A 15,661-nucleotide genomic window follows, 5' to 3' on the forward strand; every position below is an offset into this window, starting at 1 on the left:
CCCTCCTAACCTCCCTTTTAATAAAGGGAGGAATGTCAGTGAATCCCTTTTAAAAACGGGAGAAATTTTTAAGAGGTTGATTTATGAAACAAAACTCAGCCTTCCTGGGACGTTGCATCAGGTTGCTTTAAAAAATTTTGATCTTTCTAAGTTATATTTTTATACTTCGCCTATTTATTTTAATCAGGACTTACGTTCCCCAAGGTCAAGGCAAAAAGAAATGTTGATGAGGGAGTTTAGATAAACTAAATGACCGAATCAACATTTCTTTTTAACGTAGAGATTGGGAGAGCGCAAGTCCTGTTAATGGGAGAGGGTCAATATGTTTACTGAAATTGCATCAGAAAGCGGGCATTGGTATCGACAAGCAGGCATTAAAACCATTAAAAAATCTCGTCCGCAGGAAGGGGATTATTTTTATGAGTTGAAACGTGAGTTAGGACCAAATGGGGAAGTGACCTTTCTTGATCGTTTTCAAAGCTTTTCTGATTTTCAAAATGATGCTAAATCGCTTATTATAAAGCCGTTAACCTGTCTTTTTCTTTATAAAGTTCATGCGCTTAAAAGTCTTTATCATTTGGGCCTTGCTGCTGTTCATTTCGCAACATTGTCGCCCTGTGTTGCCTTTGATCATTTCTTAAAGTGTGGCGAGTCATTTATTAAGTCCATTGTTTACGATCTGATGATTCTTGGAACGTTTTTGCTGGAAGCACTTTCATTGGCCAGCAGAAGCATGATAACCGTTGGTTATGGTGTCGGTGTGGCTGCAGTTGCCACAGGACATGCAGTGAGTTCTGCAGCGACTTCTGTTGTTGGATTTTTCCATAATAGTTGCTCATCTAAAAGAGAAGTTACACCCGTATTGAGCCATGATGAGGAAGCGCTTGATGGAAGAACTTGCTGTGCTATGTAAATAGCTGCGTAACGATAAGACAGCAAGACAATGAATCATGAACTGGGAGAATGGAATGTTGGTGACATTTAGTTGTGATGCGCATGAAAACATAACGATGTTTGGTGATGTGGCAAAGCGCTTAATAAAAATGATGGGACATAGTGGAACGATACCCAGTGCGATTCTTGCTGAAGATGTCCCGGAAGCGTTAGTTCGTTTACAGCAAGCAATTGAAATTGAAAAGAAAAAAACCGTTTCTAATGAAAAATTGCAAGACAATGACGATGAAGAAATGGACGTTAGCATAGAACATCGTGCCTGGCCTTTAATTGAATTGTTGCGAGATGCAGTAAAAGCAAAATGCAATGTGATGTGGAAATAGATCATGCTGACGCTGCGCCAAATTACTTTGTCTCGTGGTAATAAGCGACTGCTTCACCAGGCCAGTGTCAGCCTGTATGAAAAGCAAAAAGTAGGTTTGGTAGGCCATAATGGTTGTGGAAAATCCAGTTTTTTTGATCTGTTATTAGGAAAGTTGATTCCTGATTCTGGAGAATGCCAGCTTAATGGCCATCTGCGTATCAGTCACTTATCCCAACAGCTGCCGGATAGCCATGAGCGTGCTATTGATTTTGTATTGGCTGGTGATGAAGACTATGAGGCGTTACAGCGACGATTGTTGAGTGCTGAGAAAACCGGTGATGATGCGGAGGTATTGGCCTGCCATGAATTGATGCAGCACATGGAGGGTTACAGCAAGCCGGCACAGGCAGCAGCGATTATGGCAGGGCTAGGTTTCAGTACGGCGGATCAACAAGCGAACGTTAATCAGTTTTCTGGTGGATGGCGAATGCGGTTGAATTTAGCTCGCTGCCTTATGAAGCCCGCTGATTTGTTGTTGCTGGATGAGCCAACGAACCATTTGGATATGGAGGCTATTTTCTGGCTGGAAAAGTGGTTAAAACAATATCCGGGAACTGTCATTCTCATCTCACATGATCGTGAGTTTCTCGATGGGTTTGTGACTCATATTCTTCACATTGAGCAACAAACGATGGCTTTATACAGTGGTGATTATAGTTGTTTTGAACAAACCCGTGCTCAGCAATTGGCATTGCAACAGGTGCAATACGAAAAACAGCAGCAAAAAATCAGTCATATGATGGCTTATGTGCAGCGTTTTCGTGCCAAAGCATCCAAGGCGAAACAGGCACAAAGCCGCCTTAAGGCAGTCGCCAAAATGGAAGTGATTGCTCAGGCACAGGTTGATTCGCCTTTTTCATTCAATTTCTATCCGTGTCCGCGAGCAGGTAAGCCGTTAGTGAACTGTGAGCGGGTGGTTGCCGGGTATGCTCATACTCCCGTCTTAAAACACTTGAATCTCGTCTTAAATCCCGGTGACCGCCTGGCTTTATTAGGACCAAATGGTGAGGGTAAGTCTACGTTAATTAAGACATTAACCGGTGAACTGCCGCCATTATCCGGCCGGATTGAGCGTTCGGCCCATTTAAACATTGGTTATTATGCGCAACATCAGTTGGAACAACTGGATTGCACGTTAAGCCCAGTACAGACGATTCAGGTTTTATCGCCCGATGCTAAAGAGCAGACCATTCGAGATTTTCTCGGTGGATTCAATTTTATGGGTGATATGGCGATTCATTCTATTCATCATTTCTCCGGCGGAGAAAGAGCGCGTTTGGCCCTGGCCAAACTGGTCTGGCAAAAACCCAATTTATTGTTATTGGATGAACCAACCAACCATTTGGACTTGGCAATGCGTGCGGCCATTGAGATGGCTTTGCAAAGTTATGAAGGCGCACTCATTTTAATTTCCCATGATCGCCACTTTTTGCGTACCACAGTGGATGATTTTTATTTGGTTTATCAACAGCAAGTGCAGCCTTTTAAAGGCGATTTGGATGATTATTATCAATGGCTGCAACGTAAAGAAACGCCAAAGGAAACGAAAACATCCGCTGATCCCGATGTTTATCGTGAAAGGCGTAGTTTACAAAATCGTTTGAAAAAACTTGAGCAGTCAGCTGCCATTTATCAGCAACAGTTAGCTAAGCTGGAAACGGCATTAGCCGAACCTGTGCTTTATCAAGAAACCCAACGCAATGATTTACAAGACTTGTTAAAGCGGCGTGACCAAGTAAAGCAGCAACTAGATTCTGTTGAGCATGAATGGATGGAGGTGGTTGATTGGTTAGAAAACAGGTCATAATCCCTCTCTTTAAGCTGTCTCTTGATACAAGCTCGTATGGGTGCTGTGCATAAAGCACGGCAAGCAGGCAAAAGAGGGGGGCTTTTGTGCTCAACAATTAGATGCATTTACCATGGGCATCTAATAAAAATTATGGACAAAGTTGGCTTGAAAACTTATCATAATGCCCATGGCTTTTGTGCTTTTCCAGCACGCGCTTAGCGGGAAATAAATATGACTCCCTTCCGTCGTGATATTCTTATCACTTTGGCCGTTAAACTCTCTTTGCTCGTTATGTTGTGGTTCGTTTGTTTCAAAGACGTGGACAGGCCTGCAAAAAATATTCATCAATGGCTGTTGGGAACCAGTTTATCCAGTGTAACGGCACATAATCCATTTAAATCGGAATATTAGAACCTGTCTTCACAGTCTACTACGCTGGCTGAAATGCGCCGATTTTCTGCGGTCCATTGCCCACATACTTCTATGTATGCTGCGCTACGGTCCTCTAAAACCAGCACATTTCATCTCAGCCTAGCGACAGTGAAGACAGTTCTTAAAAATCGGTGTGATACTTCCTGTGTTCTTGAACAGGCACAGGAATGATTCATCAATAAAAGACACTCTGAGCTTATGTTAAAGGGATCTTAGCCTGGCAAAGAGAGCAACCTATGGTTGATGATAAGAGGTGATTTATGATTCCTGGTATTGAGGTTGTTGAACTTTCTCGTCTGCAATTTGCCTTGACTGCACTGTATCATTTTCTTTTTGTACCGCTGACTTTGGGATTATCGTTGTTGCTTGCCATCATGGAAACCGTCTATGTTATGACAGGTCGAGACATTTGGCGTCAAATGGTGAAATATTGGGGAATCTTGTTTGGCATTAACTTTGTTTTAGGCGTGGCCACAGGTTTGACCATGGAGTTTCAATTTGGCACGAACTGGGCATACTATTCACACTATGTTGGCGATGTTTTTGGAGCGCCATTGGCCATCGAAGGGCTAATGGCCTTTTTTTTAGAAGCCACGTTTGTTGGTTTATTTTTCTTTGGTTGGGATAAATTAAGCAAATTTCAGCATATGTGCTGCACCTGGTTATTAGCATTGGGGACAAATTTATCGGCGTTATGGATACTGATTGCGAATGGCTGGATGCAAAATCCGGTTGGGGCGGCCTTTGATTATCAAACCATGCGTATGGAGGTGACGGATTTTGCAGAGGTGATGTTTAATCCTGTTGCGCAGGCCAAGTTTGTCCATACCATCAGCGCAGGTTATGTGACTGGCGCGATTTTTGTACTGGCGGTCAGCGCTTATTTTCTGTTGCGTGGCCGAAATTTGGCGTTTGCAAAACGTTCTATGACGGTTGCTGTTTCTTTTGGCCTGGCATCTGCTTTATCGGTAGTGGTGTTGGGGGATGAAAGCGGCTACGTTGCTAATAATAATCAGAAAATGAAAATCGCGGCGATGGAAGCCATGTGGCATACTGAAAAAGCACCGGCCGGTTTAACGCTTTTTGGCATTCCTAACGAAAAAACAATGAAAACCGATTACGGCTTAGAAATTCCTTATGTATTGGGTTTAATTGCTACCCGATCGTTTAGTGAACCATTAGAAGGCATTAATGAATTAGTGGAGGAAGGGAAACAAAGAATCAAAGAAGGGATGTTAGCCTATGATGCCTTGAGTCGTTTGCAAAAAGATCGCAATGATAAGCAGGCAAAAGCTGATTTTGAGGCCCATGGTAAATTTTTGGGGTATGGTTTGTTACTGAAAAAATATACGGATAATGTTACTCAGGCTGATGAAAAACAAATCGCGCAGGCCGCAAATGATCTTAAACCGCATGTGATGCCTTTGTTTTTTTCTTTTCGTATTATGGTGGCTTGCGGGTTTTTCTTTATTTTTCTATTTGCTACAGGATTTTATCTTTCGATGAAGCGTAAACTACATACCAGCCGTTGGTATCTGCATTTGGCTTTCTGGTCTTTGCCCTTGCCGTGGATTGCTGCCGAACTGGGGTGGGTGGTTGCTGAATATGGGCGGCAGCCCTGGGTTGTACAAGGAATCTTGCCCACGTTTATGGGCGTTTCATCGGTTAGCACCTCGCAAGTGTTGACCTCATTGTCCGGTTTTGTCATTTTTTATACCATTCTTGCTATTGTGGAAGTGTATTTAATGATTAAATACATCCGATTAGGGCCAGATAATATGATTCATGGATATTCATAAGCCGTTTGTTTTACCAGCCTGGAGGTATCGATCATGCCATTAGATTATGAAACCCTACGTATTATATGGTGGGCATTGCTTGGTGTTTTACTCATCGGGTTTGCAGTGATGGATGGATTTGATTTAGGTGTTGCTATGTGGCTTCCCTGGCTTGCTAAAACCGATATGGAAAGACGCATCATGATTAATAGCATTGGTCCTACGTGGGAAGGAAATCAAGTGTGGTTTATTTTAGGGGGGGGCGCAATTTTTGCTGCCTGGCCTGCATTGTACGCTTTATCATTTTCTGGCTTTTATCTGGCGATGTTGCTTATTCTTCTTGCCTTAATCCTGCGACCAGTGGGGTTTAAGTATCGTTCAAAACTGACTTCTCGTACCTGGCGTAATTTTTGGGATTATTCCTTATTTGTTGGTGGTTTTATACCTTCTTTAATCTTTGGCGTGGCCGTGGGCAATGTGCTACAGGGCGTGCCTTTTCATTTTGATGAGAGTTTACGACCTTTTTATACGGGAACGTTTTTGGCATTGTTAAATCCATTCGCCTTATTGTGTGGTCTTTTATCGGTTTTGATGCTTGCCATGCATGGGGCATTTTATCTTAATCTTAAAACGGAAGGCTATCTGCAACAGCGTGCCAAAGGTGCGGCTATGGTTTCTGCATTGCTGACTGTTATGCTATTCATAGGGGCTGGGTTGTGGCTATACTATGGGTTTGAAGGTTATTATTTGACGAGTTTGACCCCTCATGATGGTCCTTCGAATCCTTTATATAAGGCAGTTGTTCGGCAAAGCGGCGCATGGTTTACAAATTATCAGACTATTCCTGCAGCGATGGCTGTACCAATCGCTGGTAGTGTTGCAGCGATTTTGGCCGTAGGTTGTATACGATATGCAGGTTTTTCATTCTTGCTGAGCTCAATATCCGTGATTGGCATTATTGCAACGGTTGGTGTCAGTATGTTTCCTTTTATTCTGCCATCGTCTTCAAATCCTGAACAGAGTCTCTTGGTATGGGACAGTTCGTCTAGTCAACGTACTTTATTTATTATGCTCAGTGTAACCGTCGTGTTTATGCCTATTATTTTGGCCTATACGGCCTGGGTATATCGGGTATTGAGAGGTAAAGTTACGGAAACAACCATTATTGATAATCATGACACAGCGTATTGATTCGTAGGAGGAGGTTTCTATGTGGTATTTTTCCTGGATTTTAGGCACTGGTTTAGCCTGTGCCTTTGCCATATTAAATGCAATGTGGTTGGAGTTGAGAATCGATGAATCGTCCGCTAAAAAATAGATCTCTTGCATAACAGCAAGATCATCATTGATGAACATGGATTTAAAACTATTCGGGAGGCGTGTTCGTTTTTTTGAGTTGCATCAGAACTTGCTTGGCGGCATGCTGCTCTGCTTTACGCCGATTAGCGCCATGGCCATGTGCTGTGATGTGGAGTCCTGGTAATTCGCACTGAACATAGAATAGCTGCTCATGCTCTTCCCCTTCAACGCGCAGAAGCGTATATTCCGGTAGAGGGTGTTTGTCTGCTTGTAAGTATTCTTGCAACTGCGTTTTGGGATCCTTTAAATTGTCATTTAAGTTTTTATCATCCAGTCGTGAGCGATATAGATTAAGAATAACATGCCGACATGCTTCATAACCGCCATCGAGGAGTGCGGCGGCAAATAGAGCTTCCAAGGCATCCGCCAGAATGGACGCACGACGAAAACCTCCGCTTTTCATTTCTCCTTGACCAAGATAGAGATAGTCACCCAACTGTAATTCTTTTGCGATTTGTGCCAGCATTTCTCCTTTAACCAGATAAGCGCGTAAGCGACTTAATTGGCCTTCACTTTGTTCGGGAAATTGGTCATATAAGGCACTCGCAATGACAAAGCTTAAGATTGAATCCCCAAGAAACTCGAGCCGTTCATTATTGATATTGCCTGCACTACAATGAGTAAGTGCCTGCTTTAGATAAGCATCGTTTTTGAATTGGTAGTCCAGCCGTCTGCAAAGACGTTGTAAATTATTCTCCACCAGGATTTACCTCTTGGGATTCATCAAAATTAAATAATAAACTGATATTGCCAACCAATGGTTTTATCACTTGATAGGTAACAGCAACCCGAAATTTACCTTGTCTGTCCAACGTAATTCTGATCTTTTCTGTAGGGATATCAATGCCATTAACATAAAACTGATTCAGTAATTTACTTTTTAAAAGCAGAGCATTAGCGGATGGATCAGCGGAAAGTTCACTGTTTGGAATCCTGTTTAAAGCATGAATGGATTTGTTTACTGAATAATGCTGCAGATAGACGGGTACGATCCGCATCAAAACAACACCAGCCATGATGACAATAATCATGGTTAATATCATGCCAATGAGCGTCATGCCTTTTTGTTTGTCCATCTTGTCTCCTTACCAAGTGCTAAGCCCTAATCATCGTATTATCTGACCTATTTTTGACCACCTAACCATCGCTACCTTGCTATTCCAGCTCAGCCATACAAGAAAGGCTTTGCCACGCAAATATTCATCGGAAACAAATCCCCAAAATCGACTGTCAGCACTGTCATCACGATTATCGCCCATCATGAAATATTGCCCTTCAGGTACTTCGATTTCAAAGTCTACCGAGGCGACATCAGGTCGAACATAAATATCATGTTCAACCCCATTTAAATTTTCTCGGTATTTTGCTACGGCTTTGCCTGAGCTTTCATCGGTCGTGTATTCGATAAATGTTTGTTTCATTTCCTTGCCATTGATGGTCAGTACTTTATTATGATAGGCAATTTTATCGCCAGGAACCCCAATAACTCGTTTGATGTAATCATAACTTGGGTCTGGGGGCCAACGAAAAACGGCGACTTCACCACGTTTTGGCGAGGCAATAGGGATGACTTTTTTTTCTACGACAGGCAGGCGTAGTCCATAAGCAAATTTATTGACGGCCACAAAGTCACCAACCAATAAAGTAGGCTCTAGCGATCCAGAAGGGATGCGAAAAGGCTCAACCAGAAACGAGCGAAGGAGTAATACGATAAGAAATACCGGAAAAAAAGAACGGGAATATTCAATTAAACGGCCTGGATTTTGTCCAGATTTGCGTTTTTTTGCCCAAAAAAGGACATCAAGTAAATAAATAAGTCCACTAATCAAGCATAGAAGTACCAACACTAAAGCAAAATTCATGCATAACCACCTATAGTACAATTTATAAACTGTTATTCCACTTCCTATTCCGCACCAAGTCTCTGCTTGTTAGCAAATTCTACTAAAAACGAAGACCAGCCGTCATTCTGCGCTTCATTGCTCGTAAATAACGTCTATTATTCTATTTTTAGCGAATTTGTTAACAATCCCTAATATCCTGGTGCAAATGTGAGTTCCACATCGTGGATGTGGGAGTTACTTTTTTCTATCTGTTTGAAACACGGCCATAAAGGCTTCCTGCGGTATTTCAACGTGTCCCACTTGTTTCATGCGTTTTTTACCTGCTTTTTGTTTTTCCAGCAATTTACGTTTGCGAGTGACGTCCCCGCCATAGCATTTTGCAGTAACATTTTTACGTAATGCCTTGACCGTTTGTCTGGCAATAATATGACTGCCTATGGCCGCTTGAATGGCTACATCAAACATTTGTCTTGGAATCAGTTCTCGCATTTTTTCAGCCAATGCTTTGCCTCGGCTATGGGCTGAATTACGGTGAACAATCACAGCAAGCGCATCAACACGCTCATTATTAATCAGGATATCCATTTTAACCAGATCAGCTTCTTGAAAACGTAGAAAATTATAATCCAGGGAAGCATAGCCACGGCTGACCGATTTTAAGCGGTCAAAAAAATCGGAAACGACTTCACTCATCGGCAGATCATAGGTGATGGATACCTGGCGGCCACTGTAGGTCATATTAGCCTGGACACCACGCCGTTCAATGCAAAGAGTAATAACCTGGCCCAAATAATCCTGGGGAACTAGGATATTGGCACGTACAATGGGTTCGAGCATTTGTTTGATTTGTTGTGAGGGCGGTAGTCGTGACGGATTATCTATCATCATCGTTTCCCCCTTTGTGGTCACAACCTGATAAATAACAGTTGGTGCAGTTGATATGAGTTCAAGATTATATTCGCGCTCCAACCGTTCCTGGATGATTTCCATATGAAGCATACCAAGGAAGCCGCAGCGAAAACCAAAACCTAACGCATCTGAGGATTCTGGCTCGTAAAACAGCGAGGCATCATTCAGACTCAACTTGGCTAATGCTTCACGGAACGCTTCAAAATCATCAGCACTGATTGGGAAAAGACCGGCATAGACTTGCGGTTTTACTCGTTGGAAGCCTGGCAGTGGTTTGTCTGCACGATTTTTTTCATGCGTCAGAGTATCGCCAACGGGAGCACCTTGAATGTCTTTAATACCAGCAATGACATAACCAACTTCACCGGCTTGTAATCGGTTGGTGGCCGTTCTTTTGGGAGTAAAAATACCGATTTCATCCACCTCATAGGTTCTGCCGGTGGACATCACCCGCATTTTATCGCCTTTTTGCAGTATGCCATTAACGATTCTTACCAGTGAGACGACGCCAAGGTAACTGTCAAACCAAGAGTCAATAATTAAGGCTTGCAACGGAGCAGTGAGGTTTCCTTCGGGCGGTGGGATGCGAGAAACCAGTGCTTCAAGTACATCTTCTACACCAAAGCCACTTTTCGCGCTGACTTGAATGGCGTTTTGTGCTTCCAGCCCAATAATGTCTTCGATTTCACTAATGACTCGTGTTGGTTCAGCCTGAGGCAAATCAATTTTATTTAAAACAGGTAAAACCTCCAGCCCTTGATCAATGGCTGTGTAGCATACGGCCACGGTTTGAGCTTCAACGCCTTGAGCGGCATCAACAACCAGTATTGCACCTTCGCAGGCTGCCAGAGAGCGGGAAACCTCATAGCTGAAGTCGACATGTCCGGGTGTGTCAATAAAATTGAGTAAATACGTTTTGCCATCACGTGATTTATAATTGAGGCTGACGCTTTGTGCTTTAATGGTAATCCCGCGCTCGCGCTCAATATCCATGGAGTCGAGCACTTGTTCGGCCATTTCCCGCTCAGACAATCCTCCACAGCGTTGAATGAAGCGATCAGCCAATGTGGATTTGCCATGGTCAATATGGGCGATGATAGAAAAATTACGAATTCGCGTTAAGTCGCTCAAGTGAAAAACCTGCCGGTAAATTAAGCTATTTTATCTTAAATTTTGGGGCATGTCTTTAATCCATACTATGGCGAGAGACTAAAAAAACCGCACTTTAAATCACACCTACTATGGCTGTAAGACAAGATCATACCATGTTGATGAACAAATGCCTTCATAAAGTGACTAGAATGGGTCATTTCCGTGTCAAAGAGTATCCATAAAGACATTGCAAAACCATTAAAATACAGGGATGATCTTGGTCACCCTTAGCCTCTTTTGCAAAAGGAGGATTGTAAGGGCAAAATGAAACGATGAGCTGCTATAAATTTCTGAAGGATGTGCCCATGCGACAATTCGCCAAATTATTTTTCTCTTTTTTCCTGTTATTCTCGACGAGTGTGTATGCTGATGAGGCCTTGTTGCAGCGCAAGGATGTGCAACGTTTTATTAATGATATGGTTAAAAATCACGGTTTTAATCGCGTGTCGCTGACTGCTGCTTTAAAAGATGCCCAATACCAGCCACAAATTATTGAATCGATGAACAAACCGTTTGAAAAGAAAACGTGGGATGTGTACAAGGGAATTTTTCTGACCCCTGAGCGGCTACAAAAAGGAATTGCATTCTGGCAAGTCAATCAAAAAACATTGGAGAAAGTACAGAAACAATTTGGCGTTCCGGCGCATATTATTGTAGCTATTATTGGCGTGGAAACCTTATACGGTGAGCGTCAGGGAAATTATCGTGTTCTTGACGCGCTGACGACGTTAGCATTCTATTATCCTAAACGCGCTGAGTTTTTTACCAAAGAATTAAGAGAGTATTTTTTACTTTGCCGCGAACAAGGCGTTCCTGTAACGTATTATGTGGGTTCTTATGCCGGGGCGATCGGTAAGCCACAATTCATGCCCAGCAGTTACCGGTTCTATGCGGTTGATTTCACAGGGAATGGTAAACGGGATTTAATCAATGACGATCGGGATGTCATCGCCAGCGTGGCAAATTATTTTCATAAGCATGGCTGGCGACTCAATGAAGCGGTCGTTCAGCCTGCCGCTGTGAAAGGGTCTGATTATAAAAAAATTAATACCAATACCAAGCATGCAGACTATGATACGAAGCGGTTAACTTCCGCTGGGATAAAACCGATTACTTCTTTGAGTAAAAATCCGTCAAAGGCTGGGCTCATTGAATTGGATACTCAGACTGGTCAAGAATACTGGTTAGCCTATCCGAATTTTTATGTCATTACCCGCTATAATACGAGTCCACAATATGCGCTGGTCGTTTATCTGCTGTCGCAACAATTGCGCAGTCAATGGGATTCTGCTCATAATAGTACTGACCGCTATTTTGCATAAAGGACTATCAAGGTGGCCACGTGCTTTATATTTGCAAGACAAATTGGCCATGAACATTGGCTGAGCTTGCGTCTTGATGATAACAATCAGATGGATGCACCGCTGATGGTGCGTTCTGCAGCCGAATTACAACAGTTGCAAATAAATAGCCGTACTTTGGTTGTATTGCCTGTGGAGGTTTGCAGCCTGCATCAGGTCGAATTACCCTGGCTGAACGAGCGCAAGGCACGTGCAGCGATTCCTTATGCTTTAGAAGAGCAATTGGCGCAAAATGTTTCTGCCCTGCATTTTGCGTTTGATCGATTCCATTATCAAAATCATCAGTATTTGGTCGCAGTGATTGATAAACAGCATCTGTCAACTTTAATCAATGAACTTGAGAGGCTGAATCTTTCATTCGATGCGATAACTCTTGAATGGTTTGCCCTAAAACCTGGCGAGGCCTGTGTCTCTGAAACCAGTCTGCTGGTTTATGATGAAGCATTCCAAGGGGCGTTGTCTGTGGAGCTTGCCAGAGTTTATCTTGCCGAACGCTCGACTGAGCTGGCGCTGCATGTCTTTAAAGACAGTACCAGTGATTTATCAGGCTTACCCTATAGTAAAATCGATGATACTTTTTATCCATGGGTAGCCCTGCGTTTGCAACAAACGCAGCCAATTGATTTATGTCAGGGTGAGTTTCAACGAAGCAAGCGCCAAGAATCCATTCAGCGTTGGTATTTTATAAGTGCTGCTTTAGCAGGTATGTGGCTTATCATGCTTCTTTTGGTAAATGCAATCAATTTATATGGGTTAAATAAAAAAAATACCCAGCTTGATCAACAGATTGCAGTTATTTATCACGAGTTTTTTCCAGAAGCCAAGCAAGTGATCAGTCCTAGATTTCGTATTGGCCAGTTATTGAAATCTGCCGCGAATCGTTCGGATGACACGCTATGGTTCTTATTAGATAAATTAGCAAATGCCTTTCATACCGAGCAGTTTTCAGTTGAACAGCTGCGTTTTCAAAATCAGATATTATCGGTCACATTAATGGGTAAGGATTTTTCTGTGCTAGAAAGTTTGCAGCGCCGTTTGCAACAAGCGAATGTCAAAGTCAGCCAAACTCAGGCATCATCCCATGACCAGCAAGTTCTTGCTACGTTGGAGCTAAGCTTGTGAACACTTATTGGAACAATTTAAATGATCGTGAACGTTGGACATTGGGTTTAGGGGGATTGGTTTGTTTCTTTTATTTATTTTATTTGCTGTTTTATTCGCCACTAACCAATGCAGTAAAAGAGAAAAGCCAGCAAATAGCCGAAAAAAAAGAAACGTTAGCTTGGATGCAGCAGGTTCGTATGCAATATAAAGCGGGTAAAGTACCGGAGGCTTTAAGCAACACACAATTGTTGACGTTGCTTGCAAATCAATTGAATCATACTTCGTTTCAACAATTTCCATATCAATTACAACAGACTGGTGTAGGGGATATCCAGTTATCGTTTGCACAGGTTCCATTTAACCCTTTTTTGCAATGGCTTTGGTCTCTTAATAAGAACTATGCAATTTCCATGAAGCAATTGAGTGTTGAACGTGGTGATGCGCAAGGAGTCGTTAAAATGCAGGTGGTTATTACTGCAAAAACTTAGAGGGCATTTTTAAGTTATGACTCTTGTTTGATAAAACTCTCTGTGTGGCCGGCCCATAGATAACGAAAGAGACTGGTCACACAGGGATTTTTTAAGGGTTCACTTTGTTTTGCACATTCCCCCAAGATTTAATGCTGGCTCCTTGCTTCAGATCATCAGGCAGTGCACCTAATGCCTGTTGGGCTGCTTCATAACTTGAATAGCTACCGTACAGCCCTTGATAATAGGTTTTACCGTCCTGTTGGTATTTTATTTCCGCCATGCGATCATTTTTAGGAGCCTTATACAGTTTTCCGGCCACTTGCGAGGCTTTCTCACCATGGGCAAGCTCAATAGTGTATCCTTGTGGATTTTGACTTACCACCCATCTTCGATCTCGATCTTTATGAGACGCTGGTGAGTGATAAGGCCCTACATGATAAGACTCTGGAACAACGACCTGTTTTGATGCTTCTGGGCGATAATTTTCCTGACCATAATAATAAGTGCTTTCATAATTTTCAGGGTATTTACCGTCGTAAGCATACGACGGGTAGCTCATATAACTATTTGGGTTATAGGCAACGCAGGCAGCTAAGCTTCCTGTACAAATTAAAACAGCTATGATTCGAATATTGTTCAACATGACATCGCTCCTCTTTGTCATTATTTTTGATGGATGAGTGCAACACATGATGTTTTTCTTCCTCATAGCAAGATTATCTGCAAAAATCATAAAAACTTTAGGTGCTTAGCTTTTGTTGATTAGGATAGGAATTCAGCCGGTATGTTTTAATGAGGTTTAAATGGCGTGATGCCAACCATAATAAAATAGCCGATAAAAGAAAGAATGGCTGTCCATTTAGAGCGGGTATATAGTGTGCGTAACCTTGGATTTGCTTTTTTGATGATTTCAAATTCATCAAGATAAACCGTTTCACAAGCGCCCATCCCACCATCGTTCCGTGTAATGCTCGTTTTTCGTGCTCTATTTGTTGCAGGGTTTTTGTAGTCCGCTAAGACCCCCTTAAAATGGATGACATCGCCTTTTTCAACGGTTTTTAAAATTTTCTTGATGGATTCGTTGTCTGTGAGTAAGTGATTATTAGAGAGTGCTGTTTCTTGAAAGAGTTCGCCTATTGCCGGAGTGTTCCAAGAAGCCCAACAAGTCCAGCTGTCGCTGGTAAAGCTCATGTGTTTATAAACGCCAGAGCTTACGTTGGGTTCCCAAATCACACAAAGATCACGTACGTTGATGAAGTCTTTCCAACGCCTATGGTGCCATATGTTTGTAAATCCATCCGCATCACTATAAGTGACTACAACGCCTGTGAGCTCATAATCAAATTTGGGTGTGATGGGATAGTGATATTGATTTGCTTTAATTGTAAAGGGTGATCTAGTTGTTTTTTCCTGGATAGGGGCATTTAATGAATTTAAATCATAGTCTGATGGATTAGGGAATTTATCTTTATAGTAATAAGTGATCGCCATCAGCAATACACTAATAATAAACCCCCACCCGAATAAGCGTTGATATAACTGTGGCTTGTTCATTGTTTGTGTAACCTAAACATTAACAAGTTTTAAAAATAATACTCTTTAATCTTAAACTATAATTATCTTTAGCGCTTTACCAGGACAATTTATTTAGCCTGTCTTCATAGTCTAACTACGCAGTTGGTATCGTAGCGGGCAGTCAAGATAGATTGGCCCTGTGACGGAAACAACGATGGTGATGTGGTCAAGCAAATTTGTACACCCCAGTTAAGCGACGTTTTTCATTAACCCCCAGAACCTGTTTTCAAATTGATTCGGACTTTGATAATCTAAAAACGAATGCAACCTTTGATTATTATAAAACATGGTCATGTAATCCAGAATATCCTGTTTTGCCTCGCGTCTGGTTTGATAATTACGCCAATGAATTAATTCATTTTTCAAGCGGCTGAAAAAGCGCTCAGCAACACTATTATCCCAGCAATCGCCTTTTTTACTCATGCTGCCCACAAGACCATGCTGATTGAGCAAGTCACGATATTGTTTGCTGGCATATTGTGAGCCTCTATCGGAATGCACGATAAGGCCTGCTTTGGGCTTTCTTTGCCAAATTGCCATGGTTAACGCATCACAAACCGTGTCAGCCTT

At 42.3% G+C, this 15,661-nt stretch carries 17 protein-coding genes; 10 read left to right on the plus strand and 7 right to left on the minus strand.

Annotated features, from left to right (window positions below; translation table 11 throughout):
* Positions 1-322 precede the first annotated feature (322 nt).
* The 7 genes from E1O52_RS07050 to cydX all read left to right on the plus strand — a co-directional run bounded on the left by E1O52_RS07050 (position 323) and on the right by cydX (position 6,635).
* Positions 323-913 (plus strand): hypothetical protein, encoded by a 591-nt coding sequence (locus tag E1O52_RS07050; RefSeq protein ID WP_133128003.1) that lies wholly within the window; start codon positions 323-325, stop codon positions 911-913.
* Between the two features lie 55 nt (positions 914-968).
* Positions 969-1,277 carry a DUF1840 domain-containing protein gene (locus tag E1O52_RS07055; RefSeq protein WP_133128004.1) on the plus strand — a complete coding sequence of 103 codons (309 nt, stop codon included), beginning with the start codon at positions 969-971 and terminating at the stop codon, positions 1,275-1,277.
* Positions 1,278-1,280: 3 nt separating this feature from the next.
* Positions 1,281-3,125 (plus strand): ABC-F family ATP-binding cassette domain-containing protein, encoded by a 1,845-nt coding sequence (locus E1O52_RS07060; protein WP_133128005.1) that lies wholly within the window; start codon positions 1,281-1,283, stop codon positions 3,123-3,125.
* A 213-nt stretch (positions 3,126-3,338) separates the two neighbouring features.
* Positions 3,339-3,518 (plus strand): cytochrome oxidase putative small subunit CydP, encoded by a 180-nt coding sequence (cydP, locus tag E1O52_RS07065; RefSeq protein WP_133128006.1) that lies wholly within the window; start codon positions 3,339-3,341, stop codon positions 3,516-3,518.
* 281 nt (positions 3,519-3,799) lie between these two features.
* Positions 3,800-5,338: a cytochrome ubiquinol oxidase subunit I gene (locus tag E1O52_RS07070; RefSeq protein ID WP_133128007.1), complete on the plus strand. Its 1,539-nt coding sequence runs from the start codon at positions 3,800-3,802 to the stop codon at positions 5,336-5,338.
* A gap of 33 nt (positions 5,339-5,371) precedes the next feature.
* The gene (gene cydB / locus E1O52_RS07075; RefSeq protein WP_133128008.1) at positions 5,372-6,508 is read left to right on the plus strand and encodes a cytochrome d ubiquinol oxidase subunit II; all 1,137 of its coding nucleotides are present in this window, start codon (positions 5,372-5,374) and stop codon (positions 6,506-6,508) included.
* A 19-nt stretch (positions 6,509-6,527) separates the two neighbouring features.
* On the plus strand, positions 6,528-6,635 hold the full coding sequence (gene cydX, locus E1O52_RS07080) for a cytochrome bd-I oxidase subunit CydX (RefSeq protein WP_133128009.1): 108 nt from the start codon (positions 6,528-6,530) through the stop codon (positions 6,633-6,635).
* Positions 6,636-6,683: 48 nt separating this feature from the next.
* On the opposite strand, the gene rnc is transcribed toward cydX, so the two are convergent.
* From rnc to lepA, 4 genes are all read right to left on the minus strand, one after another.
* Entirely contained in the window at positions 6,684-7,376 is a 693-nt protein-coding gene (gene rnc / locus E1O52_RS07085; RefSeq protein ID WP_133128010.1) for a ribonuclease III, read from the minus strand.
* Positions 7,366-7,752, minus strand: a complete 387-nt coding sequence (locus E1O52_RS07090; RefSeq protein WP_133128011.1) for a DUF4845 domain-containing protein — start codon at positions 7,750-7,752, stop codon at positions 7,366-7,368. The genes rnc and E1O52_RS07090 overlap by 11 nt, the downstream gene beginning before the upstream one ends.
* Before the next feature lie 30 nt (positions 7,753-7,782).
* Complete coding sequence (gene lepB, locus E1O52_RS07095; RefSeq protein ID WP_133128012.1) at positions 7,783-8,538, minus strand: signal peptidase I; 756 nt, start codon at positions 8,536-8,538, stop codon at positions 7,783-7,785.
* A 216-nt stretch (positions 8,539-8,754) separates the two neighbouring features.
* Positions 8,755-10,560 (minus strand): translation elongation factor 4, encoded by a 1,806-nt coding sequence (gene lepA, locus E1O52_RS07100; protein ID WP_133128013.1) that lies wholly within the window; start codon positions 10,558-10,560, stop codon positions 8,755-8,757.
* A 326-nt stretch (positions 10,561-10,886) separates the two neighbouring features.
* On the opposite strand from lepA, the gene mltB reads away from it, so the two are divergent.
* The 3 genes from mltB to gspM are packed head-to-tail and all read left to right on the plus strand — an operon-like array spanning position 10,887 to position 13,534.
* A complete protein-coding gene (mltB, locus tag E1O52_RS07105; protein ID WP_133128014.1) occupies positions 10,887-11,903 on the plus strand; it encodes a lytic murein transglycosylase B in 1,017 nt (338 codons plus the stop codon).
* 12 nt (positions 11,904-11,915) lie between these two features.
* Positions 11,916-13,064, plus strand: coding sequence for a type II secretion system protein GspL (gene gspL, locus E1O52_RS07110; RefSeq protein WP_133128015.1), 1,149 nt, complete (start codon positions 11,916-11,918; stop codon positions 13,062-13,064).
* Positions 13,061-13,534, plus strand: coding sequence for a type II secretion system protein GspM (gspM, locus tag E1O52_RS07115; RefSeq protein WP_133128016.1), 474 nt, complete (start codon positions 13,061-13,063; stop codon positions 13,532-13,534). Before gspL ends, gspM begins: the two co-directional genes overlap by 4 nt.
* 91 nt (positions 13,535-13,625) lie before the next feature.
* Here gspM and E1O52_RS07120 read toward each other — a convergent pair whose 3' ends face one another.
* From E1O52_RS07120 to E1O52_RS07130, 3 genes are all read right to left on the minus strand, one after another.
* Entirely contained in the window at positions 13,626-14,159 is a 534-nt protein-coding gene (locus E1O52_RS07120; protein WP_133128017.1) for an SPOR domain-containing protein, read from the minus strand.
* A 146-nt stretch (positions 14,160-14,305) separates the two neighbouring features.
* Positions 14,306-15,070, minus strand: coding sequence for a hypothetical protein (locus E1O52_RS07125; protein ID WP_133128018.1), 765 nt, complete (start codon positions 15,068-15,070; stop codon positions 14,306-14,308).
* Positions 15,071-15,280: 210 nt separating this feature from the next.
* Positions 15,281-15,661, minus strand: a 381-nt coding sequence (locus E1O52_RS07130) for an IS3 family transposase (RefSeq protein WP_133128019.1), incomplete at its 5' end; no start/stop codon positions are given.

Source organism: Legionella nagasakiensis (assembly GCF_900639915.1).
GTDB lineage: Bacteria > Pseudomonadota > Gammaproteobacteria > Legionellales > Legionellaceae > Legionella_A > Legionella_A nagasakiensis.